General features: G+C 43.1%; 22 protein-coding genes and 1 other RNA gene. 1 reads left to right on the top strand and 22 read right to left on the bottom strand.

Going from position 1 to position 23351, the window contains the following annotated elements; genetic code table 11:
- Positions 1-7: 7 nt before the first annotated feature.
- From mraY to tsaE, 21 genes are all read right to left on the bottom strand, one after another.
- Entirely contained in the window at positions 8-1090 is a 1083-nt protein-coding gene (gene mraY / locus BUA59_RS15370; RefSeq protein ID WP_072840575.1) for a phospho-N-acetylmuramoyl-pentapeptide-transferase, read from the bottom strand.
- Positions 1091-1104: 14 nt separating this feature from the next.
- Positions 1105-2451 (bottom strand): UDP-N-acetylmuramoyl-tripeptide--D-alanyl-D-alanine ligase, encoded by a 1347-nt coding sequence (locus tag BUA59_RS15365; protein ID WP_072840574.1) that lies wholly within the window; start codon positions 2449-2451, stop codon positions 1105-1107.
- Entirely contained in the window at positions 2441-3907 is a 1467-nt protein-coding gene (locus BUA59_RS15360) for a UDP-N-acetylmuramoyl-L-alanyl-D-glutamate--2,6-diaminopimelate ligase (RefSeq protein ID WP_072840573.1), read from the bottom strand. The genes BUA59_RS15365 and BUA59_RS15360 overlap by 11 nt, the downstream gene beginning before the upstream one ends.
- Complete coding sequence (locus tag BUA59_RS15355) at positions 3908-5671, bottom strand: peptidoglycan D,D-transpeptidase FtsI family protein (RefSeq protein WP_072840572.1); 1764 nt, start codon at positions 5669-5671, stop codon at positions 3908-3910.
- Positions 5668-5946 carry a cell division protein FtsL gene (gene ftsL / locus BUA59_RS15350; RefSeq protein WP_072840571.1) on the bottom strand — a complete coding sequence of 93 codons (279 nt, stop codon included), beginning with the start codon at positions 5944-5946 and terminating at the stop codon, positions 5668-5670. The genes BUA59_RS15355 and ftsL overlap by 4 nt, the downstream gene beginning before the upstream one ends.
- Positions 5939-6877 carry a 16S rRNA (cytosine(1402)-N(4))-methyltransferase RsmH gene (gene rsmH / locus BUA59_RS15345; RefSeq protein WP_072840570.1) on the bottom strand — a complete coding sequence of 313 codons (939 nt, stop codon included), beginning with the start codon at positions 6875-6877 and terminating at the stop codon, positions 5939-5941. Before rsmH ends, ftsL begins: the two co-directional genes overlap by 8 nt.
- Positions 6874-7329 carry a division/cell wall cluster transcriptional repressor MraZ gene (gene mraZ / locus BUA59_RS15340; RefSeq protein WP_072840605.1) on the bottom strand — a complete coding sequence of 152 codons (456 nt, stop codon included), beginning with the start codon at positions 7327-7329 and terminating at the stop codon, positions 6874-6876. The genes rsmH and mraZ overlap by 4 nt, the downstream gene beginning before the upstream one ends.
- A 312-nt stretch (positions 7330-7641) precedes the next feature.
- Positions 7642-7990, bottom strand: an RNA gene (gene rnpB, locus BUA59_RS15335) — RNase P RNA component class A.
- A 95-nt stretch (positions 7991-8085) separates the two neighbouring features.
- Entirely contained in the window at positions 8086-9393 is a 1308-nt protein-coding gene (locus tag BUA59_RS15330; protein ID WP_072840569.1) for a sensor histidine kinase, read from the bottom strand.
- Between the two features lie 6 nt (positions 9394-9399).
- Complete coding sequence (locus BUA59_RS15325) at positions 9400-10098, bottom strand: response regulator transcription factor (RefSeq protein WP_072840568.1); 699 nt, start codon at positions 10096-10098, stop codon at positions 9400-9402.
- A gap of 208 nt (positions 10099-10306) precedes the next feature.
- Positions 10307-11605, bottom strand: a complete 1299-nt coding sequence (locus tag BUA59_RS15320) for an adenylosuccinate synthase (RefSeq protein WP_072840604.1) — start codon at positions 11603-11605, stop codon at positions 10307-10309.
- Positions 11606-11643: 38 nt separating this feature from the next.
- The gene (locus tag BUA59_RS15315; protein WP_072840567.1) at positions 11644-12822 is read right to left on the bottom strand and encodes an ATP phosphoribosyltransferase regulatory subunit; all 1179 of its coding nucleotides are present in this window, start codon (positions 12820-12822) and stop codon (positions 11644-11646) included.
- 12 nt (positions 12823-12834) lie between these two features.
- A complete protein-coding gene (locus tag BUA59_RS15310) occupies positions 12835-13032 on the bottom strand; it encodes a DUF2065 family protein (RefSeq protein ID WP_072840566.1) in 198 nt (65 codons plus the stop codon).
- Between the two features lie 115 nt (positions 13033-13147).
- Complete coding sequence (hflC, locus tag BUA59_RS15305) at positions 13148-14029, bottom strand: protease modulator HflC (RefSeq protein WP_072840565.1); 882 nt, start codon at positions 14027-14029, stop codon at positions 13148-13150.
- Positions 14029-15273, bottom strand: coding sequence for an FtsH protease activity modulator HflK (gene hflK, locus BUA59_RS15300; protein ID WP_072840564.1), 1245 nt, complete (start codon positions 15271-15273; stop codon positions 14029-14031). The genes hflC and hflK overlap by 1 nt, the downstream gene beginning before the upstream one ends.
- A gap of 40 nt (positions 15274-15313) precedes the next feature.
- Positions 15314-16603 carry a ribosome rescue GTPase HflX gene (gene hflX, locus BUA59_RS15295; RefSeq protein ID WP_072840563.1) on the bottom strand — a complete coding sequence of 430 codons (1290 nt, stop codon included), beginning with the start codon at positions 16601-16603 and terminating at the stop codon, positions 15314-15316.
- Between the two features lie 35 nt (positions 16604-16638).
- Positions 16639-16884, bottom strand: coding sequence for an RNA chaperone Hfq (hfq, locus tag BUA59_RS15290; RefSeq protein WP_012070321.1), 246 nt, complete (start codon positions 16882-16884; stop codon positions 16639-16641).
- Between the two features lie 87 nt (positions 16885-16971).
- Positions 16972-17904: a tRNA (adenosine(37)-N6)-dimethylallyltransferase MiaA gene (gene miaA / locus BUA59_RS15285; protein WP_072840562.1), complete on the bottom strand. Its 933-nt coding sequence runs from the start codon at positions 17902-17904 to the stop codon at positions 16972-16974.
- Position 17905: 1 nt separating this feature from the next.
- Positions 17906-19831, bottom strand: coding sequence for a DNA mismatch repair endonuclease MutL (gene mutL / locus BUA59_RS15280; RefSeq protein ID WP_072840561.1), 1926 nt, complete (start codon positions 19829-19831; stop codon positions 17906-17908).
- Between the two features lie 59 nt (positions 19832-19890).
- The gene (locus BUA59_RS15275; protein WP_072840560.1) at positions 19891-21219 is read right to left on the bottom strand and encodes an N-acetylmuramoyl-L-alanine amidase; all 1329 of its coding nucleotides are present in this window, start codon (positions 21217-21219) and stop codon (positions 19891-19893) included.
- A gap of 86 nt (positions 21220-21305) precedes the next feature.
- Entirely contained in the window at positions 21306-21776 is a 471-nt protein-coding gene (tsaE, locus tag BUA59_RS15270) for a tRNA (adenosine(37)-N6)-threonylcarbamoyltransferase complex ATPase subunit type 1 TsaE (RefSeq protein ID WP_072840559.1), read from the bottom strand.
- A 162-nt stretch (positions 21777-21938) separates the two neighbouring features.
- Here tsaE and BUA59_RS15265 point away from each other — a divergent pair, with 162 nt between their 5' ends.
- Entirely contained in the window at positions 21939-22688 is a 750-nt protein-coding gene (locus tag BUA59_RS15265; RefSeq protein WP_072840558.1) for a sulfite exporter TauE/SafE family protein, read from the top strand.
- Positions 22689-22790: 102 nt separating this feature from the next.
- Here BUA59_RS15265 and orn read toward each other — a convergent pair whose 3' ends face one another.
- Positions 22791-23348 (bottom strand): oligoribonuclease, encoded by a 558-nt coding sequence (orn, locus tag BUA59_RS15260; protein WP_072840557.1) that lies wholly within the window; start codon positions 23346-23348, stop codon positions 22791-22793.
- Positions 23349-23351 lie beyond the last annotated feature (3 nt).

Below are 23351 nucleotides of genomic sequence, written 5' to 3'. Positions count from 1 at the left end.
AAAACTCCTAACGTACTTTTAAGGTGGCAAAACCTACTAAAACAAGACAAACAGTGATGATCCAAAAACGCACAATCACTTTAGGTTCAGCCCAACCTTTTAATTCAAAATGATGATGAATCGGCGCCATTCTAAATATTCTTCGCTTAGTTAACTTGTAAGAAGCAACCTGCAAAATAACCGACACCGTTTCCATTACAAAAACGCCGCCCATAATAAACAAAACTAATTCTTGGCGAACAATAACCGCAATTGTTCCCAACGCAGCACCTAAAGCCAAAGACCCCACATCACCCATAAAAATTTGTGCAGGGTAAGTGTTAAACCATAAAAAACCCAAACCAGCCCCAGCAAGAGCGGCACAAAACACCAGCAACTCACCGGAACCATGTACATAAGGGATAAGCAGATAATCAGCAAATCGAATATTACCGGTCAAATAAGCAAACACACCAAGAGCACCACCCACCAACACGGTTGGTAGAATCGCCAAACCATCCAGTCCATCGGTTAAATTTACTGCATTACTTGTACCGACAATAACGAAATAAGTCAGCACAATAAAAAACATACCCAAAGGGATCGCAACATCTTTAAAAAGAGGCACAATTAAGGCTGTTTCAGCAGGCGTGCTTGCGGTGTAATACAAATAAAACGCAGCAGCCAAACCAAACACACTCTGCCAAAAATATTTCCATCGACCAGGAAGACCTCGTGGATTTTTCTCCACTACTTTTCGATAATCATCAACCCAGCCAACAACACCGAATGCCAACATAACCAATAAAACAACCCAAACGTATTGATTACGCAAATCACCCCACAAAAGAGTACTAACAGAAATCGAAAAAATAATAAGCGCGCCACCCATAGTTGGCGTTCCAGCTTTCGCTAAATGCGTTTGAGGCCCATCACTGCGAACCGCCTGACCAATTTGCAAGCGCTGCAACAAAACAATAACCTTATTGCCAACTAATAGAGAAATAGCCAATGCAGTGAGAACACCTAAAATGGCGCGCAGAGACAAGTAATTAAATACCGTAAAAAATGTATGATATTTACTTAAATAAGCCGTTAACAGAAGTAACATTGGTAAGGAATATCCTAATTAATTAGTGCTTCAATGACATTTTCCATTTTAGCCGAACGAGAACCTTTGACTAAAATAGCGTGTTTTTTATCTAGCGGACGAACTACTGTCGCCGCTTCATTATGAGTATTACAAAAAATAGCGTTACCACCTTCACTTCTAAAAGCAGCACCAGCAATACTCGCTACGGGACCGACACAAATCAAACACGAAATCCCTTTGTTTTTAGCATATACCCCTAAGCCATGATGAATGTCATCTCTTTGAGCACCAAGCTCAGCTAAAGCCCCTAAAATCAACCAAGTTTCTTCTACTGGCTGAATTGCAAGAACATCAATAGCCGCCTCAACAGACGCTGGGCTGGCATTGTAACAATCATTGATTAATAGAGCGCCATTTTTTGCTTTAAGCCGCTCTAATCGTCCAGAAACTAGCACAGGGGTGGCTAATTTATCAGCCGCTTGTTTAAAATCAATCCCCATTACTAACATAGCCAAAACAACGGCCATACCGTTTGCAATTTGATGCTTTCCAGCACCAGCAATAGAGACGGATTGAGCTCCCCCATTGTAATTAAACACAGCTAAACTAGACTCAGCACTCAACTCAATATCAGACACATAAAGATCGGCAGATTCAGTAAATCCAAAAGAATAAACCTGACGATCTCCAGCTAAACTACACCAATAATCGAAGTACTCATCATCAGCATTTAGAATTATGCTAGCATTGGGCGAGGAGCCAGAAATCAACGCTCCTTTTTCTTTTGCAATATCCTCAATACCACCCAATCCTTCAAAATGACTTCCACTGGCATTCGTCAATATAACGATGTCTGGAAACGCAATCTTAGCCAACAGAGGAATTTCGCCAGTAAAACTAGTCCCCGCCTCTATGACTGCAACATCGTGATCAGCATCTAACTCAAGAAGCGTTTGTGGCACACCTATTTGATTGTTCAAATTGGCGCGTGTTTTTAACACATTTTTATCCGTAAGGGACTGAGCCAACCAATCTTTTACGGTTGTTTTACCATTACTGCCTGTAATGCATACAACAGGTCCCTTAAAGGCATCCCGAATCAAGCGAGCAATCACACCATAAGCTAATGTGGTGTCCACAACTTTAACATAATTAGGCGCATCAACATCTCGATCAGAGACAACACCAACAGCACCTTCTTGAACCGCTTGCCCTATATAATCATGTCCATCAAAACGCTCACCTTTTAAGGCAACGAAGACACAGCCTGAAGTTATTTTCCTTGTATCAGTAATAACTGCATTTAACACGCAATTTTCACCGATAAGTTGGCCGCCGCAAGCTTCGGCGATATCTGAAAGAGTAAGGTTAATTAACATAAGCCTCCAACGCTCTCAGCGCCTCTTCTTTGTCATTGAAATGATGTTTAACACCCTGAACATCCTGATAAGTTTCATGTCCTTTTCCAGCAATAAGAACCACATCATTAGGTCCAGCCGACAAAACGGCCTGACGAATAGCCGCTCGACGATCAGGCTCAAAACTAAATGCCTCATCCTCGTTTGTTTGCGCTAAGACATCAGAAAATATTTGCTCTATGGATTCAGTACGAGGATTATCTGATGTTAACCATACGTAATCAGCATTTTGCATAGCTGCCGCCATCATTAGAGGTCGTTTACCTCGATCTCTATCACCACCACAACCAAACACACAGATTAATCGACCATTCGTATGCTCTTTTAATGCCTGCAAAGCGACTCCCAAAGCATCGGCAGTGTGCGCAAAATCAACAACGACAAGAGGGGCATTTGGTAACTCAACCTTATCCATACGACCAGGCGCACCACTTAATGTAGAGAGACCGTTTATTAAGGTCGATTTATCTCTTACCTCATACCAAAGACTTACTAAAGCAGCTAGGGCATTCTGCACATTAAAACGCCCTAACAATGGCAAAAATACGGGAGTTTCACCTTCCGGGTGACACAAAATAAATCTACAACCTGCCGGCTCCAACACTAACTGCTTCACATAAAAATCAGCTTGCGAGTTTTGCTCACTATAATAATGGCGACTCGAACCAGCCGCAGCTTCCGCCATAAAACCAGCATAACTATCATCAAGACAAAATATGGAATGAGATAAACTATCAAAAGCAAACAAACGCTGCTTAGCTAAAGCGTAGGAATTCATATCGCCATGATAATCGAGATGATCACGAGAAAGATTTGAAAATACAGCGGTTTGAAAAGGAACGCCTTCAATACGCCCCTGATCTAAAGCGTGCGACGACGCCTCAAAAGCAACAAAATCGACGCCTATTTCAGCCATTTTCATCAAAGTGAGATGTAAAGAGAGAAGATCAGGTGTCGTTTGCTTAGCTTCTGTCAAACGGTCCAAAGGCCCAACACCAAAAGTACCAACCAACCCACTCGAAAAGCCAATATATTTAGCGAGCTGAGCAATATAAAAACAAATAGAAGATTTGCCATTGGTGCCAGTCACTGCCACCATACGCTGCGGCATACGACCAAAAAAACTATGTAAACAAGTAATTAACAGCTCAGCTGGGTTAGCAACAGAAACAAGTTCAATATCATCACGCTGCAAATTTAATTCAGAAGGAACAACCGCGATCTTACAACCTAGCTCAATGACATCATCTAAATATTCCCAGCCATTTGAAGTTACACCAGGCAAAGCAAAAAAAACACCTTCCCGACCCACTTTGCGACTGTCAGTTTCCAGATGGTTATATAAAGCAGAATGCGAGTTATCCTCCAAAGAATAACCCGCCAAATTAAGCAGTTGAGCATGTGTTATTTGCCCCATTTAACCACCCTGTACAACTTGATAAGGAACTTTTTTAGACTCTAAACGAACTTCTCTGAGCCCTTCTGGCAAATCAGGATAAATATTCAGAGTTGTTAACGCTCCTTCCATAACGCGAGAAAATACTGGCGCAGCAACCTCACCGCCATAATATTCACGACCTTTTGGATCATTAATCATTACCACCATTGCCAATCTAGGATTTGACGCAGGCGCAACCCCCGCAAACAAGGCAATGTATTGATCGTATTCGTAACCTTTAGAACCAACTTTATGCACAGTTCCCGTTTTGCCTGCGACTCGATAACCTGGGATTTGCGCAGCTTTACCAGAACCTCGCTGCACAACAGACTCCATCATCTTCACAACATCATGAGCCACTTTTTGAGGAATCACTTGCTTACCAGCAGGCGGTGCATCCTGCTTAAACATTGTAACTGGAACACGATAACCATCATTCGCTAAGACCATATAAGCCTGTGCCAACTGCAATGTAGACACAGACAAGCCGTAACCATAGGATAAAGTAGCAATTTCAGATGGATGCCATTTAGGATGAGACGGAAGAACACCGGATGCTTCTCCTGGAAACCCAATTCCGACAGGCGAACCTATACCTAATTCATAATCAATATTCCATACCGCATCCTGAGGTAAAGACAAAGCAATTTTCGACGCCCCTACGTTACTCGATTTAATTAGCAACTTTTCAAAATCGATTACACCGTAATTGGCGGCATCTCGGATAGTATAACGACCAAAGCGCAAATAACCGGGAGAGGTATCAATTGTTGTCTCTGTCGTATATTGACCAGACATCAACGCCGCCGAAATAGTGAACGGTTTCATGGTAGAACCTGGTTCAAACAAATCAATCACAGCACGATTGCGCAGCTCTTCATATTCCAGTTTAGAACGGTCATTTGGATTATAAGATGGCTGATTAACCATCGCTAAGATTTCACCAGTCTTAACGTCTAAAATCACCGCCGATGCAGACGTAGCGCGATGCTCCGTCACTGCAGCTTTAAGCTCTCGATAAGCCAAATACTGCAATCTAAGATCAATACTTAGCTCAATATTTTCACCCGGATGCTCTGCTTCTTCAACACCAACACCACGAATGATATTGCCAGTAAGATCCTTCACATAGCTTCGACGACCAGGCTGACCTTCTAAAGCTTGATCATAAGCAAGTTCGATACCCTCCTGACCTTTGTCATCGATATTGGTAAAACCAACAACATGAGACGCCACTTCACCAGCAGGATAAAAACGCTTATATTCTTTAGTCTTACTCACCCCAACAACATTAGCCGCCATAATAGCATCAGCTTCATGAGGCGGTATTTGACGTCGAAGATACATAAAAGAACGAGTCTTATTAGCTTCAAATCTTTCTTGTAGCCAAGCACGACCAACCCCCATCACTTCTGCTAGACGTTTAATCTCTTGCTCTGGGCCAATATTTAAAGAAGGATCTCGAGGAAGCTTCCATAAGGCTCTTGGATTAGCAATTATCGTCCAAGTTGGCGTACTAACAGCCAAAGGCTCTCCACGACGATCCAGAATCATACCTCGGGTCGCCGGAATGGCTTCTGTGCGTACAGCTCTCATCTCGCCTTGGTTTTGTAGAAACGCCTTATCAACAACAGTCAAATAAAATAGTCGACCGCCCGCAATAAGAAACAATAACAAAGCGACGCCATATACAAATCTAAAGCGCCATTTTCCTGGAGTGTGAACACTGTCTTCAATATTCATGGTTTCACTATTATCAATTCATCCTGAGAGGGTGCGTGCATTTTTAAATCTTTAATAGCCGCTTGCTCTAAGCGACTTGGCTGGGTTAGTGCACTTTGTTCAAGAAGCAACTGGCCCCATTTCACTTCATAATCCACTTCATCTTGCTTCAATGTTTGAAGGTAAGAGAAATCCTTCCTAAAATCGTATACCTGAATAACAACAGCAATTGAAACAATCACTAAAACAACAACACCGATAGCAAATACTAACGGTGAAAAACGAGCCTTAATCACTGACCCGCTCCAAAACGCGCAAGACAGCACTACGAGAGCGAACATTCTCACTCACTTCAGATTGAGATGGCTTAATCGCCTTACCGACTGTTTTAAACTTAATATCAAGATGAGCATTTCGAATTGGCAAATGTCTTGGTAATTCAGGCCCTTTCGCTTGCAATTTCATAAAGCGTTTAACGATACGATCTTCAAGAGAATGAAAACTGATAACAGCTAATCGACCACCAACTTTTAGAGCTTGCGCAGCAGCATCAAGACCAATTTCCAAGTCACCCAATTCATTATTAATGTAAATTCGAATACCTTGGAACGCCCGAGTAGCTGGATTTTTGCCTTTTTCCCAAGCTGGATTCGCTTCAGCAATAATTTTTGATAGCTGGAGCGTTGTTAAGATTGGTGTATGAGAACGATATTCGCAGATAGCTTTTGCAATACGACGAGAGAATCTTTCTTCGCCATACTGATACATCACATCCGCCATATCTTTTTCGCTAACAGTGGCTATCCACTGGGCAGCACTTATACCCTTGTCAGGATTCATCCGCATATCAAGCGGACCGTCATTCATAAAACTAAAACCGCGTTCGGCGTCATCGATCTGAGGAGAAGACACACCCAAATCCATCATCACACCATCGACCCTATCAACACCAAACACACCCGTAATGTGTTCAGCCATGTTTGCAAAGCTATCTTGCACAATAGAAAAACGTGCATCTTCTTGCTCTAACAACTTGCCATGACCAATCGCCACAGGGTCTTTATCAAAACCAAGCAAACGGCCTTTATCTAATCGATCCAAAACCAAACGAGTATGCCCACCGCGACCAAACGTCCCATCGACATACAGACCATTGGTATCGGTTACTAGCATATCGACGGACTCATTAAGCATGACGCTTATGTGTTCTGCCATCGTCTTTGTCATAAAGAAATATCCATCATGGTTTCAGTTTGTAAGTCCGCAAGAGCATCTTGGGACAAATAATCTTCACGTTGCGCTTCCCACTCTTCTTGGCTCCAAATTTCTAACTTCTTACCTTGGCCAAGAATCGTTAACTTTTTATCCAACCGAGCAAATTCACGCAGTGGCGCAGGCAACAAAATCCGACCCGCTTTATCCACTTCCAAATCAGTCGCATGCCCCACTAAAAGACGCTGCAAACGCCTAGCTTGTGGCTGAAACGTGGGCAACTTATCTAATTTTTGCTGAATCAATTCCCATTCAGATAAAGGATAGAGCAACAAGCATCGAGAAACAGGATCAATGGTCACAACCACACCATCGTCATCATATTGGGCGAGATCATCGCGTAAGCGTGCCGGAAGCGACATTCGCCCCTTCACATCTACACTCACCTGATGAATCCCACGAAACATTGCCATATCCCACTTATCGACACTTTATCCCACAATTTAACACTATTTATGAAAAAGAGTAAAAAAAAACCAACCAAATAGGCAAAAATAGATGCAATGATTTTGTAAAGAGGCAAAAAATAGACAAATGGAGAGACTAAAACAGAAGAAAAAACACAAACCGACACTTTTTAGGCAAAAGAAAGCCATTCACGCAATTGAGCACAAACGATAGATAGAAGAAGCAAACAGATCTGGAAATTCAATAAAACGGAAAGCACCACTAACCATGGCACTCATAGAATAAAAAAGGAGACGAAACGCGAGGAAAAAATTGCAAGTTGGCCGATAAGCCGGGTTCTGTCGTGGACAGTCATTCATCTAATACGTACATCACTGCACGTCTTTAGCAACCTACCCGAACTCAGCGCGGGTCACGCCAAAGAGCTCCTATTTGGTCTTGCTTCAAGTGGGGTTTACCTAGCCACGAACTGTTGCCAGTCGCGCGGTGCGCTCTTACCGCACCATTTCAACCTTACCGGCAGTAAACTGCTTAGGCGGTGTATTTTCTGCTGCACTTTCCGTAGGCTCACGCCCCCCAGGCGTTACCTGGCACTTTACCCTGCGAAGCCCGGACTTTCCTCCCCCCAATAAATTGAGCGGCGACTGCCTAGCCAACTTGCGAGGCGCATATTACTTATCTATAGAGACAATAACAAGTGCTTTCTCGAAAGCTGAAAATTTTCATGCATATTAAAAAAACCAAAAGATCAAAAATCAAGCAATAGGCAGCTGAAAACACACCTCAAGACCACCTTCCTCCCGATTTCTCGCCATTATCTGCCCCTTATGAGCACGAATAATACGTTGCGAAATAGTAAGGCCAACACCAAATCCACCACTATTCGCCTCTCTTGCTTCAGAAGAGCGATAAAAAGCGTGAAAAATCTTTTCTAACTTATCATCGGAAACACCCGGACCATTATCACGCACATAGATAAAAGCCGTTCCGGCTTTTTCTTGAGTTTCGACCTCAATAACCCCATTACAACCCGCATAAAAGCAGGCATTACGAAGCACATTTTCGATTGCATGACGCAACTGTAGAGGATCCCCCAATATTGTTTTTGGTGTACGCCCAATTTTAGAAACGGAAATTCCCTTTAACTGACTCTCAAAACTTACATCCGCAACAATTTCACTTAACCATTCCTGAAGATCCATCTCCTCTTTTATTAGAGAAGCAGCCTCCAACCGACTCAAGGTAAGAACCTGACCAATCAACTCATCAAGCTCATGAAGCTCAGTACGAATACGACTCAAATACCCTTTCTGAGCCTCTGTTGCATATTTATCTTCCGCTATAGTCAGTGCTACTTCAATCCTTGCCAGCGGCGTCCTTAACTCATGAGAAACATCACGCATCAACCTCTCTTTCGACGAGAGTAGAGTATCAATCCTGACCGCCATCTCATTAAACTCTCGCGCCAATTTACCAACAGCATCACTTCTTCGAGCCAACTTATTTTCGACCCTAGCCGTCATGTCACCCTGACCAAAGGAACGAGCTACTCGCTGCAACTTAAGCAAAGGCCCCAGCAACCAATACGCCAATACCCCACTCGAAACAAACAAACCCAACAAAGAGAAGCCAACAACTGCCTCAGGTGCAAGAGAGCTAATTTCAGGATTCGGCTTAAAAATAAGCAGATACTGAACATTATTCCCACCAATAACCTGAATGAATTGGCTATGTAAAAAATCCGCTGCTGGCCGAGTAGTAACGCTTGGCGTATTTTGCTCCTTAAAATTACGAGGCAAAGGCTTTAACAAAGGGCGACCATTCTCCTGATACAAATAAATAGTTCCGGACAATCGCTTCTCTGCCTTTTTAGTTTCCTCCTGCAATGAAGTAATACCAAACTTTTCATACCCAGCCACCAACTGAACACCGACATCTCCCAGTAAATCAGCTGATACCTGATTGCGCTTCTGGATAAACTGAACCATCGCCAAACCAATACTAACAACAACAATATTGGACAGTAACACCACCAGAAACACACGTAGAAAAGTATTTTTCATAGAAGACTATGCACCCTGCTCATTTGACACAAAAATATAGCCTACACCGCGAACTGTTTTGATTCGTGGATCGCCATTTTCTAAATTGCCAATTTTTTTACGTAAATTACTAATGTGCATATCTAAACTTCGATCGTACATGGTTAATTTACGACCAAGGGCCTTTTCAGAAAGCTCTTGCTTCGTGAGTACCTGACCTGGCGCCATCAACATACACTCTAGCAAAGTATATTCAGATGTCGTCAACTCTACTAACTCACCTTCCAGATACACAGTACGATCTTTGCGACGCAATAAAACACCAGAAAGATCTATATCTGCTGTTGGATCATCCTCACGCTCTTGGCTAGCTCGACGCAAAATCGCTTTAATTCGGGCCAACAATTCACGCGGATTAAAAGGCTTAGACAAATAATCATCAGCCCCCATTTCTAAACCAAGAATACGATCTATATCGTCACCCTTTGCCGTCAACATAATAACCGGCACCGAGCTTTTATTACGGATCTGCTTTAACGTTTCGAAACCGTCTAATTCAGGCATCATTACATCGAGAATAATAATATCAGGCATGTCTGCTGCCATAAGCTCTAATGCCTCACGACCATTCCAAGCATGCGCTACTTCATAACCCTCGCCATCAAAGTACTCTTTGATTAAATCCGATAAACGAGCATCATCATCAGCAAGCAATAACTTAACCATAAATATTCCCTCTCATTTTTTCATTATTTAGCAGGCACTTATATCGCCTAAAATTCAATTGTAAATATTACCTTAGCGCCAGACAAACTCCTCCCCCTCTTTTCACTCTATTTACAAAGAATACTAATATGATGAACTTAGCTATCCATAAAAACAAAAAAGCCGCAACTAAGCGGCTTTTTTTAACAATACATCCAGCAATTTAGACTTATTGTTTAAAAGGATCGCGAATCACAATTGTCTCATTACGATCTGGCCCAGTAGAAATAATATCAACCGGCACACCAACCTGCTCTTCTAGGAAGCGAATATAATCTTGAGCATTTTTTGGCAAAGCTTCAAAATTTTCAGCACCTACCGTAGATTCAGTCCAACCAGGTAACTCAACATAGACCGGCTTAGCCTTTTCGTACCCTTCACTATCAACCAAAGAACCAGCGACAGGGTTGCCATTTTCATCTGCGTAAGAAACACAAACTTTAATGACAGAAGAACCATCAAGCACGTCCAATTTAGTCAGACAGATGCCAGAAACCGAGTTAATCTGAACCGCATGGCGCAAAGCAACCGAATCAAACCAACCACAACGACGCGAACGACCAGTAGTAGCACCAAACTCATGACCACGACGACCTAAACGCTCACCATCTTCGTCAAAAAGCTCTGTTGGGAAAGGACCAGAGCCAACACGGGTGGTATAGGCTTTCGTGATGCCAAGCACATAATCCAAGTACAAAGGGCCAAAACCAGTACCCGCTGGAGCACCACCTGCCGTTGTATTTGAAGACGTCACATAAGGATAAGTACCGTGATCGACATCTAATAATGAACCTTGCGCACCCTCAAACATGATGTTCGCACCCGCTTTACGCAAGTCATGCAACAAAGTAATAGTATCAGCCACCATAGGACGTAGAAATTCTGCCATTTCTAAACCAGAAGCATAAACCTCATCAAAAGAGATAGACTCAACTTTGTGATACTGAGTAAGGACAAAGTTATAATACTCAAGCACTTCCTTAAGCTTAGACGCGAAACGCTCAGAATCCAATAAATCACCAACGCGAATTGCTCGTCGTGCTACTTTATCTTCATAAGCTGGCCCAATACCACGGCCAGTTGTACCAATTTTCTTCTCACCTCTAGCAAGCTCACGAGCCTGATCAATAGCAATATGGTAAGGAAGAATCAGAGGACAAGCCGCGCTAATTTTCAAGCGATCAACTGCTGGAACACCTTGCTCAAGCAGTTCAAGCACTTCAGCCTTCAACGCTGCAGGAGACAACACAACACCATTACCGATAATGCATTGAACACCTTCACGCAAAATACCAGAAGGTATCAAATGCAAAACTGTCTTCTTGCCATCGATAACCAAGGTGTGGCCCGCATTATGGCCACCTTGAAAACGTACAACTGCAGCAACATCTTCAGTAAGTAGGTCTACAACCTTACCTTTACCTTCATCGCCCCATTGAGTGCCTAGAATAACAACATTTTTACCCATAATTTCAGGTCTCATTTAGATAGTTCTTAAAGAAAAGTCTAGTTATGAACCGGCATTAACTGCCAAGCTTCATCAACAAATTCCAGCTTAAAATCAGCATCTCCAGCGTAAATATCATCCAAGACCTCTACCACTCGATATCCCTCAGTACGTAAGGAATTTGCTTTCTGCCAAAGCTCATCACTTGAGCAAATTGGCGACAGAACAGTTTTTGGCTTATTGACCACAATATCAGTCAAAGCAACCAAGGCCTTCACATCCGTACTAAAACCCGTAGCCGGACGAGACCGACCAAACACTTGCCCAATATTGTTATAACGCCCGCCACGAGCAATAGCATTACCATGACCTGGAACGTAAGCCGCAAAGATCACACCCGTATGATAACTATAAGAAACCAAATCACTCAGATCGAAATGTAGGCCAACCTGAGGGAAGCGCTTACAGATGAAATCACTCACTTTCTGCAATAATACAATCGCATCACGAATTGATTCATTCACATCACCCAGCAAATCTGTCGCATGTTTTAATACTTCTTTACCACCACACAAACGCGGCAAACCAACCAACCATTGCTTTTGAATATCACTCAGAAAACCAAGCTCTTCAGCATATCGATCAAGCTCCGGCAAATCTTTAGCCTTGTAAAGCTCAATCAACTTACCTTCTTGATCTGCACTAAGACCGCAAGCAGCAAGCACACCACTTACAACATCAACATGCCCAAGATCAAGAACGAGATTAGACAAGCCGGCCGTAGACAAGGTCTGCAACATTAAAGACAAAACTTCAACATCACTTTCTACGCCGCCATGACCATAAATTTCAGCCCCTAACTGAATAGGGCTACGAGTACCATCTAAGCCAGCAGGCATTGTTCTTAAAACACTGCCGCAATAGCTCAAACGTTGCACACCATCATCTTTAAGGCAATGAGCATCGATACGAGCAACCTGGGATGTAAAATCGGCACGAATACCTAAAAGTCGACCTGATAACTGGTCAATAACTTTAAATGTTTCAATTTCTAGGTCTGAGCCAGCACCCGTAAGAAGGGAATCCAGATACTCTAAAAGAGGAGGTATTACTAAGTGATATCCCCAACTTTCATGGAGATTAAGCAGAGTTCTTCTAAGGTGCTCGATCTTAGCGGCCTGTTCAGGCAACGCCTCATCAACGCCCTCAGGAAGTAACCAGCGATCTGCTAATGTCATTAAATTATCCTCTTAGCTTCGAGTCAGCAAAAGAAGCATTAATCCAAGAAACATACTAACCGCGCCCAGAATACGTAAATTCCAATCTGAGCTCGCGATAGCTTTGACCATTATTTCTCTCCAGATATTTGGAGCGAGAAATGGCAAAAACCCCTCGGCGATCAATAAAAGGCTGACGCCAACCAGCAGCGACTGCAACAATTCCTGCATAGATTCTCTTTATTTTGACCATTAAAAAACCGGGCCAGGCCCGGTTTGTGTAATAGTACCATGTTTCCCATTTTAACAAATAGGCTTCATGTACGATTATTGATGAATATCTACTCTATTTAGCACTACGACTAGTAGAGCTATTCAGATACTTAAAGAATTCGCTATCAGGTTCAAGAACAAACAAATCATTGTTACCGTTAAAGCTTTCACGGTACGCCTGAAGACTACGGTAAAACTCGTAAAACTCAGGATCTTGCTTATAAACCTTAGAGTAAATAGCGGCTGCTTTAGCATCACCATCACCACGAATCATCTCTGCATCACGTTGAGCCTCAGCCTCCAAGACTACCTGCTGACGATCTGCATCCGCACGAATACCTTCAGCAAGCTCTAGACCTTTTGATCTATGCTCTCGAGCTTCACGCTCACGTTCAGTTCTCATACGCTGATAAACAGACTCACTAACATCTGGCGGCAAATCAATGCGCTTAACTCGGATATCAACAATAGAAATACCCAACTCACTCTGAGCAACTTTATTCAAGTCGTCACGCAACTCAGTCATCAACTGATCACGCTCCCCAGAAACCACCTCATGCATAGTTCGCTCACCAAACTTATTTCGAAGCCCAGTATCTACACGAGAAGACAATACACGATTTGCCACAAACTCATCACCAGACGTTGCCTGATAGAATTTAGTAACGGAGTCTATTTTCCACTTCACATAAGAATCAACAATAACAGCCTTCTTCTCCAACGTTAAATAACGCTGAGGACGAGAGTCCATTGTCAAAACACGAGAATCAAATTTTTTGACTTCGTTCATAATCGGCAGTTTAAAGTGAATACCAGGCGCTACATCATCCCGGACAACCTCACCAAACTTAAGTACAACCGCACGCTCGGTCTCATTGACAACAAAAAGCGTCTGGGAAGCAATCAGCACACCAAGAAGAACAACAAATAAAACTGAAAAAGAAAAGCCTTTCATTAGTTTCTGCCCTCTCTACGAACTGTTGCACTTTGGCGCTTACGTATTTCATCAAGTACTTGATCTGTTAACGCCCCAATATTCCCTGAATTTACAGAACCCGCCCCTTTAGACGACTCCGCACGTTGCTTCATCAACTGATCTAGAGGCAAATACATCATGTTATTTCCACCTTTAGTATCAACAACAACTTTATTCACATCTTTATAGACCGACTCCATCGTCTCTATATACAAACGACGACGAGTTACGTCTGGCGCCTTAGTGTACTCACGATACAATCTGTCAAAACGATCCGCTTGACCGCTAGCACGAGCAACAATCTCAGATCGGTAAGCTTCCGCTTCTTCTCGGATACGTTGAGCACGACCACGAGCCTCAGGAATAATACCATTTGCATAAGACTCAGCTTCGTTACGAACTCTCAACTCATCCTCTTTCGCCTTGATAACATCATCAAATGCCTCTTGCACTTGTGTAGGCGCCTGAGTATTTTCAACGTTAACCTTTGAAATCAATAAGCCAGTGCCATATGCATCACTGTAGTCCTGAATACGCGCCTTAACTTCCGTCGCTAACAACTCACGACCTTCCGTTAAGATCTGATCCATTTCAGAACCACCAACAACATGACGAAGCGCACTTTCAGTGACCTGAGCAAGTGACTCTTCAGGATTACGAACATTAAGCAAGAAGTTCTTTGGATCCTGCACAGAATATTGTACAGAAACACCCACTTCAACAATGGCATCATCAACCGTCAACATTAGCGCTTTGTGATCATGGGAACGAACCTTAGTTACATTCACCTTACTAACAGAATCTATCATTGGTGGATTCCAATGAAGACCAGGCATAACGGTAGAATGGTATTTACCTAAACGAAGGACAACACCACGCTCCTGTTGATCGACCTGATAAACACCTGTAGCCGCCCACAAGGCAAGCAAAGCAATTAGCACAATAGCAATCAAGCCACCGCCAAATTTGCCAGACATACCGGAATCGCCGCCATTAGAACCACCGGATTTGCGAGTTTTTTTAACCCCAAGCATTCCCATCAGCTTCTGAAAGGCTTCATCCAAGTCTGGAGGACCCTGTTCTTTACCTCCAGGCTTACGACCCCACGGGTCATTATTGGTCTCTTTTTCACGATCTCCATCGGGGCGCCCAGCACCATTATTACGGTTTTTATCTGGATTCCATGGGTCATTGTCGTTATTACCCGGTTCATTCCAGGCCATACTACATCTCCACTTTATTTTAATGATAATCCTGTACAGCTCACACAGCTTCTATCTGATCCTCAGACATGCCCGTACGAGCCAAAATCTGCAAATAATCTTTCTTAGGCAACTTTACTTCAAGAACAAAACGACCCGCCTCATCAAAGCGCTCCGATTTTACAGCTCCATGCTCGAACAACATAGCTCTCAAACGCCCATACTTGCTCGACAAATAAAGTGTTTCACTAAAAACATCCTCTGCCAACAACTCAGCAATGGCTTGCTTAAGCAAATCAATACCTTGCCCATCACGAGCAGACAACCAAACTCGAAAAGGGTTCCCGTTAGCATCCCTATCAATTCTAGGTTCTGCCGTCGGTAATGCATCAATTTTGTTAAATATAGTTAAAGTTGGAACTTCATTAGCACCAATTTCCTCCAACACAGAGTCAACATGCTTCATATTTTCATCACGAGAAATATCAGCAGCATCAACAACATGTAACAATAAATCCGCCTCAGACGACTCTTTTAATGTCGCCTGAAATGCTTTAATCAATCTATGGGGCAATTGACGAATAAACCCAACCGTATCAGCCAATACTATAGAGCCAATCTGCTCTATATCTAGACGCCTCAACGTTGGATCAAGTGTTGCGAACAACTGATCCGCCGCATACACATCTGCACCCGTTGCACGATTAAATAAAGTAGACTTACCCGCATTGGTATAACCAACCAACGAAACAGTTGGCACAGAAGATCTATCGCGAGACCGACGATTCTGATCACGCTGAGAACCCACTTTCGCCAATCGTTTTTGAATGGCTTTAATGCGCTCTCTAAGCAATCGACGGTCAGTCTCAAGCTGCGTCTCACCAGGCCCACGCATACCTATACCGCCTTTTTGGCGTTCTAAGTGTGTCCAACCACGAATAAGACGAGTCGACATATGTTGTAATTGAGCTAACTCTACCTGCAACTTACCTTCGTGGGTACGTGCACGTTGAGCAAAAATATCAAGTATAAGCCCTGTACGATCAAGCACACGACACTGCAAAACACTTTCTAAATTACGCTCTTGGGAGGGAGATAGTGCATGATCAAAAAGCACAACCTGCGCCTCTTCTCGATCAACAATATCTTTAATTTCTGCTAGCTTGCCAGTACCAATAAAGTATCTAGCATCTGGACGCTGGCGAGTCCCTGAAACAACAGCAACAGGGTCAGCACCAGCAGAAATAGCAAGCTCAACAAACTCTTCCGGTCCATAAGATTCACTTTGATCGTGAAAATCTATATGGACCAATACAGCTATTTCACCACTATCTGGACGTTCAAAAAACAATCTAGTATTCCTCTGCTTGTCTTATTACAGACAAACTATTCAGCGTCATCTTCCGGCTGATCAGGAGACGGGATGCGAATTGTACGGGAAGGTACAACTGTAGAAATGGCATGTTTGTAAACCATTTGACTAACAGTATTTTTCAATAGAATCACAAACTGATCGAATGATTCGATTTGACCTTGTAACTTAATTCCATTTACAAGAAAGATGGATACTGGCACTCTTTCTTTACGTAGAATATTTAGATAAGGGTCTTGTAATGATTGCCCTTTTGACATTGTAATCTCCTTAAACAAGCAAAAAAATTAAATTAATTATTGATAAAACAATACTGTAGATACTACACCAAATCTTTATTTATTTCCCTATATAATCCTGCTTTCTATGTAATTCAAGGCTTCAGGCACAAGATCTTTCGACAAACTATCAAAAATCATCAAATCCTCCCACCCTCTCAACCAAGTAAGCTGCCTTTTTGCCAATTGGCGAGAGGCGACCACTCCCTTAAAGATAGCATCATCTAGCAAATCAACACCGTCTAAATATTGCCATAGTTGGCGATAACCAACACAGCGCATGGAGGGCATATCAACAGTCAAATCACCACGATGATAAAACCCTTCCACCTCAGCCAAAAAACCTTGATCCATCATGTCGTAAAAACGTTGCTCTATCCGCTCATGAAGCACACTTCGCTCTTTCGGCATCACCGCCATATTAATCATATCAAATGGTAAAGAGACAGCCTCTTGCTGCGCCCAGAACTGAGTCATGGTCTTGCCTGTCAAGCGATACACTTCAATAGCGCGCTGCAAACGCTGCGGGTCATTAGGATGAATGCGAGACGCCGCTTCAGGATCAAAGGTTTGCAACTCTTCATGCAAGGACCCCCAACCTTTCTCAGCCGCCTCAACCTCAATTAACGCCCTAAGCTCCGCATCAGCTTGCGGCATTTCCGCCAAGCCTTTTTGTAGGGCATTGAAGTACATCATAGTCCCACCCACCAAAAGTGGCGTTTTCCCCTTAGCAATAATCTCTTTCGAATGCTCAACTGCATCCAAAACAAAATCAGCAGCGGAGTAAGATTCAAGAGGATCGATAATATCAATTAGCCTATGTGGAGCCCTTGCAAGTAACGCTGCATCTGGCTTGGCCGTACCAATATCCATTCCTTTGTAAACAAGAGCAGAATCGACACTGATAATTTCAAAATTGTGCTGCTCAGCCAACTCAACTGCCAAACCTGTTTTACCTGATGCCGTCGGCCCCATCAAACACACAACATGCGGTTTTGTCATATCAACGTCCTCTCAAAAAGAGTTTATCTAAATCGGACATACTCAAATGCGCCCAAGTCGGTCGTCCATGATTACACTGCCCACTGCGTTCAGTCACCTCCATATCACGAAGAAGGCTATTCATCTCCGCAATCGTAAGCTTACGATTTGCACGAACAGCACCGTGGCACGCCATTGACGCCATCAATTCATTCGCCCGCGACTCCATAAGATCCGATACGCCATTAGCAGACAGATCACTAATAACATCACGCACAAGACCTTCTACGTCACCTCGAATCAGTATAACGGGAACCTCGCGAACCATCGCACTTTCTAACCCAGTTCTTTCTACACGGAAACCGAAGGCCTCAAAAACCTCACCGCTTTCTTCAACAAGATCAGCTTCACTTTGCGAAACCGCAATATTTATCGGCACTAACAAAGGCTGAGACGATATATTTTTCTGATAAAACGCTGTTTTCATTCGCTCATAAACAATTCGCTCATGAGCCGCATGCATGTCCACCAGAATAAGCCCCTGCTCGCTCTCAGAAAGAATATACACTCCGTGCAGCTGAGCTACCGCAAAACCCAACGGCGGCACGGCCTGATAATCACCCTCTTGCCTCACAAACGGACTTTCACTTTGCCCTAAAGCGCCAGGGGGAGAAACCTCTCTTATTTCGCCCGTTTCAGGATCAACTTCCTCAGTCTTAGCAACATATTCTTGCGCATAACCAGAAAGACGACTCATGCCATCAAGCTGCCCACGCACTTCTGAAGTCCCCAATGAATTTGAAGTAGATCGCATCCAATCCATCGAACTAGACACAGGTCGATTAGACAGCAGCAAAGCGGATTGTTCCGTAATATTCGCACCATAAGCAGCAGACTCATTATTAGCGGAATCATTCATACCCGTAGGCGCAGCATCAGATTCAGGCCTCACATCTGCAATCGCCTTATGAATTCGACTAAATAAGAAATCATGCACCAAACGCCCATCTCGGAAGCGCACTTCGTGCTTAGTAGGGTGGACATTCACATCGACTGTCGAAGGGTCCAACTCTAGATACAACACAAAAGTAGGATGGCGACCATTATACAAAACATCACGATAAGCCTGACGAACAGCATGAGCGACTAACTTATCCTTAACAACTCGACCATTAACAAAAAAATACTGCAAATCCGCCTGAGAACGAGAAAAAGTCGGCAAACCAATCCAACCCCATAGACGCAATCCAGCCGCCTCAACATCCAGCGTCAAGGAGTTTTCAATGAACTTTTTACCAAGTAAAGTTGCTAGCCGATGTTCAGCATGAAGCTGATCGGTAACAGGACGAAGATCATAAACCTGCTTGCCGTTATGACTTAGACGAAAGCCAGTTTCATAACGACTCAATGCCAGTCGCTTTACCACTTCTTCCAAGTGAACAAATTCTGTCTTTTCAGTACGAAGGAATTTTCGACGAGCCGGTGTATTAAAAAATAAATCTCGCACCTCAATCGTAGTACCTTGAGGATGCGATGCAGGTCGAATGGCTGTCGCCATATCTTTCCCTTCCGCCTCAACTCGCCAAGCTTCCACTTCATTTTCTGCCTGAGAAGTAAGGTGCATCCTCGAAACAGAGCTAATACTGGCCAGCGCCTCGCCACGAAATCCCAACGTGCGCACAGCTTCCAAATCATCCAGCGTAATAATTTTACTCGTTGCGTGACGACTTAAAGCCAAAGACAAATCGTCTTTCATGATGCCAGTACCATTATCACGAATCTTAATACGCCTTACACCACCCTGCTCCACATCAATATCAAGCTGAGAGGCTCCTGCATCAAGACTATTTTCAAGCAACTCTTTAACAACGGAAGCTGGTCGTTCAACCACCTCTCCCGCGGCAATTTGGTTGGCTAAACGTGGAGATAAAAGATTAATTCTTTGCATGAACGACCTTTGATGTGAAAACAGCCCTTTTGAAAAACAAAAAAGGCCTCAATAAGACTTTACCCTGCAGGGATAACAAGTTTCTGACCAATCCAAATAACATCATTATTCAAATTATTGGCCTGCCGCAAAACAGGTAAAGACACTTGATTACGACGAGCAATTTCGGACAAGGTGTCCCCCTTACTAACCGTATAAACATAATCAGAATTTTTCTTTTGCTTCCAATTGACCAAGGTTCCATCAGGGGCATTTTTAGTAAAATATTCAACTACACCCTTTGAAATAGAATCCGCTAATTTCACACGATAAGTTCTGCTCGACAAATTCTTGGCCTCTGTTTTATTCGAAACAAAACCAGTTTCTATCAATATAGAAGGAATATCTGGCGATTTCAGCACAACAAAACCCGCCTGCTGAACACTGTCTTTATGCAAAACAGCAACCCCTTTCATTTCACCTAAAACACTCTTACCTATATTCAAACTCATTTGAATAGTAGAGTTCATCGACATATCCAATAAAACCTCAGCAAGCAACTGATCTTTATCATCCAGCGAAATCCCCCCCACCAGATCGGCAGAATTTTCTTGTTGAGCCAACCAACGCCCCATTTCAGAACTCTTACCACTCAATGAAAGCGCCCAAACAGAAGCACCTCTAGCACTAGATTTGGTAAACGCATCCGCATGAATAGAAATCATCAAATCTGCATTGGCCTCACGAGCAACCCTCGATCGATCTCGAAGCTGAAGATAGGTGTCCGTTGATCGAGTCAAAACAGCCTTAAAGCCATCAACCGCATTAATTCTACTTGCCAACTCTCGACCAATAGAGAGCACAACATCTTTTTCTCGCACATTGTATTGCCCCAAGGCACCAGGGTCTTTGCCTCCATGCCCAGGGTCAATTGCAATCACAATATCGCGCTTTTCCTTGGATAAGCTCGCCAAGCTTTTTACTATGGTCGCAGGCTTTCTAGCACCATACTCAAGCTCAACCAATATCCTAGGCCCATAAGTACCATTTGCCGCCAACACAGTACTTTTCGCCTTAGCTGCCTGACCTAGATCAAGTACAAAACGAACACCAGTGTCTCGCCTAGCGTAACGTACGCGCATCAACACATCGGAAGACAATGCCGATAAGCCATTAACAACAGACGCATTCAAATCGACGCCACTGATGTCTAAAACAACGCGATCAGGATTTGAAAGAGGAAAAATTCGATGCTCTGCCGCCTCAGAAAGCTCAAACACCAAACGCGTCACCCCTTCTTGCTGGGCAACACGTATATCTCGAACCTCTGCAGCCAAAACACTACAGGTTGACAAAGACAAAATTAAATTGACAAAAATAAATAGATAAGTACGAAATTTAGTATGCATATCAGACAGCTAGCTAGTATATCTGACACACTATAACTGCTGATTAAATGGATCTCAATCTTACTTATAGTAAAGTCTTCTATACATCAAGAAGTTATAGCGCCTCGTAAAACATCTAAAGCCGCTCTACCTTTTTCTGTATAGGCATCTACAGACACATGACGCCCTTGTCGAATCAAGCTCAATGATATAACCAAATCCGCTTCCGGCAAGGCTCCGCGCCCCATTTCAGCCCACTCAATCAAACATAAACTTCCGTCAGTGAAATAATCACGAATCCCCATAAACTCAAGCTCTTCAGCATCCGCCACTCGATACAAATCAAAATGAAAAGCTTCAAAACCCGACAAATCGTAAGGCTCAACAATCGTATACGTTGGGCTCTTTACGGGCCCTTGATATCCCAAACCGCGCAAAACCCCTCTCACAAGAGTTGTCTTACCCATCCCGAGATCACCTTCCAAATACACAACTGCGCCCGACGTCAGCGCCAACGAAAAAGCCTCACCAAAGCTTTCCATTGCTTCTTCGCCATAAACATCTTTTTCTATTTGCATTACCTATCGATCCTTTTCCCACTCAAAATAGAGCAAACACTGACCACACGGTCATTTTATTTCTAACAATTCTAATACAGAAGCCTTTTGAAACAAGCACCAATAACTCATAATAATTTAACTTTTCCATCCATAACAACAACCACACAATAAAGGATTCACATGGACTGGCTTTTCATTTCACTCATTGCCATTGCTGTTTTCATTACAGGCATATCTAAAGGTGGCTTTTCAGGCGCATTTGGCATTATCGCTGTCCCGCTAATATCACTGCAAACTTCACCAACCTTAGCAGCCGCCATAATGCTGCCAATTCTGTGCATCATGGACATATTTACCGTGCAAAAGTTTTGGAAAAAATGGAACACCGAGCAACTCATAAGATGTATTCCAGCGGCCATTATTGGTGTTGTAATCGGCGGCCTCACAGCATCATGGTTTTCGGCAGAATGGCTAAAAATAATGGTAGGGATTATCGCGGTAGGCTTCACTCTAAATTCATGGCCAAAAAAGAGCCGAACAACACCGCTAAAACCACTCAGCACTCTGGCCGGAAAACTCTGGTGCGCACTTGGCGGCTTTACAAGTTTTATTGCTCACGCTGGCGGACCACCAATGAGCGTTTATTTACTTAGAGCAAATCTAGACAAGACACAGTACGTAGCAACGGCAGCGGTTATTTTTACCGCCATCAACTATGTAAAACTCATTCCATATGGAATGCTTGGACAACTTAATAGTTCAAACATACTTCTGTCACTTTGCTTTATACCTGTGGCTTTTATAGGCGTTCAACTCGGCGCATGGCTACACTACAAAATATCTACCGTATTATTTTTTAAAGTCATGTACAGCTTTCTTTTCCTGACAGGAGTAAAGCTAATATGGGACGGGATAACGGGACTTGGCTAACAAAGAAATAGACGACAAAAAAAGAAGAAACAAACCGATTAGCGAGCTTCAAAACAATTTATAAGCTCGCTAATTCGTAAGAAGAGATTAACACAAAATCGCTTAAGCCTTATCATCCAAACCAAACATGGTTTTACGATAATGCTTCAATTCACCTATAGACTCTAAAATATCATCCATAGCCAGATGGGAACCTGATTTAGAAAAACCATCCAACGCCTCTGGCTTCCAACGCTTTGCAAGCTCTTTAACTGTACTAACATCCAAGTAGCGGTAATGAAAAAAGGCTTCCAACTTAGGCATATAACGGTACAAAAAACGACGATCCTGCCCAACACTATTACCGCAAATAGGTGACTTTCCAGCCGGAACGTACTGGGCCAAAAAATTAACCGTTTCCTCTTCTGCTTGCGCCATACTAATAGTCGAAGACAACACTCTAGCCGTCAGCCCAGAATCACCATGGTGCTGAGTGCACCATTCATCCATTGCATCCATCACCGCTTTTTCTTGATGAATAGCAAGGCTCGGCCCCTTAGCCAACACATTCAAATGCTTATCAGTTACTACGGTAGCAATCTCAATAATAGTGTCGGTTTCTGGGTCCAATCCTGTCATTTCAAGATCGATCCACACTAAATTCTCTTCATTTAAGCTCATAAT

This window comes from Marinomonas polaris DSM 16579, assembly GCF_900129155.1.
In the GTDB taxonomy this organism is placed as follows: domain Bacteria; phylum Pseudomonadota; class Gammaproteobacteria; order Pseudomonadales; family Marinomonadaceae; genus Marinomonas; species Marinomonas polaris.
Note: the sequence above shows the minus strand (reverse complement) of the source record. Positions and strands in the feature narration are given on the sequence as shown.

Coding starts and splice junctions, on each gene's coding strand:
- mraY (WP_072840575.1), bottom strand. CDS start 1,090: ATGTTACTTCTGTTAACGGCTTATTTAAGTAAATATCATACATTTTTT.
- BUA59_RS15365 (WP_072840574.1), bottom strand. CDS start 2,451: ATGTTAATTAACCTTACTCTTTCAGATATCGCCGAAGCTTGCGGCGGC.
- BUA59_RS15360 (WP_072840573.1), bottom strand. CDS start 3,907: ATGGGGCAAATAACACATGCTCAACTGCTTAATTTGGCGGGTTATTCT.
- BUA59_RS15355 (WP_072840572.1), bottom strand. CDS start 5,671: ATGAATATTGAAGACAGTGTTCACACTCCAGGAAAATGGCGCTTTAGA.
- rsmH (WP_072840570.1), bottom strand. CDS start 6,877: ATGACAAAGACGATGGCAGAACACATAAGCGTCATGCTTAATGAGTCC.
- mraZ (WP_072840605.1), bottom strand. CDS start 7,329: ATGTTTCGTGGGATTCATCAGGTGAGTGTAGATGTGAAGGGGCGAATG.
- BUA59_RS15330 (WP_072840569.1), bottom strand. CDS start 9,393: ATGAAAAATACTTTTCTACGTGTGTTTCTGGTGGTGTTACTGTCCAAT.
- BUA59_RS15325 (WP_072840568.1), bottom strand. CDS start 10,098: ATGGTTAAGTTATTGCTTGCTGATGATGATGCTCGTTTATCGGATTTA.
- BUA59_RS15320 (WP_072840604.1), bottom strand. CDS start 11,605: ATGGGTAAAAATGTTGTTATTCTAGGCACTCAATGGGGCGATGAAGGT.
- BUA59_RS15315 (WP_072840567.1), bottom strand. CDS start 12,822: ATGACATTAGCAGATCGCTGGTTACTTCCTGAGGGCGTTGATGAGGCG.
- BUA59_RS15310 (WP_072840566.1), bottom strand. CDS start 13,032: ATGCAGGAATTGTTGCAGTCGCTGCTGGTTGGCGTCAGCCTTTTATTG.
- hflC (WP_072840565.1), bottom strand. CDS start 14,029: ATGAAAGGCTTTTCTTTTTCAGTTTTATTTGTTGTTCTTCTTGGTGTG.
- hflK (WP_072840564.1), bottom strand. CDS start 15,273: ATGGCCTGGAATGAACCGGGTAATAACGACAATGACCCATGGAATCCA.
- hfq (WP_012070321.1), bottom strand. CDS start 16,884: ATGTCAAAAGGGCAATCATTACAAGACCCTTATCTAAATATTCTACGT.
- miaA (WP_072840562.1), bottom strand. CDS start 17,904: ATGACAAAACCGCATGTTGTGTGTTTGATGGGGCCGACGGCATCAGGT.
- mutL (WP_072840561.1), bottom strand. CDS start 19,831: ATGCAAAGAATTAATCTTTTATCTCCACGTTTAGCCAACCAAATTGCC.
- BUA59_RS15275 (WP_072840560.1), bottom strand. CDS start 21,219: ATGCATACTAAATTTCGTACTTATCTATTTATTTTTGTCAATTTAATT.
- tsaE (WP_072840559.1), bottom strand. CDS start 21,776: ATGCAAATAGAAAAAGATGTTTATGGCGAAGAAGCAATGGAAAGCTTT.
- BUA59_RS15265 (WP_072840558.1), top strand. CDS start 21,939: ATGGACTGGCTTTTCATTTCACTCATTGCCATTGCTGTTTTCATTACA.
- orn (WP_072840557.1), bottom strand. CDS start 23,348: ATGAGCTTAAATGAAGAGAATTTAGTGTGGATCGATCTTGAAATGACA.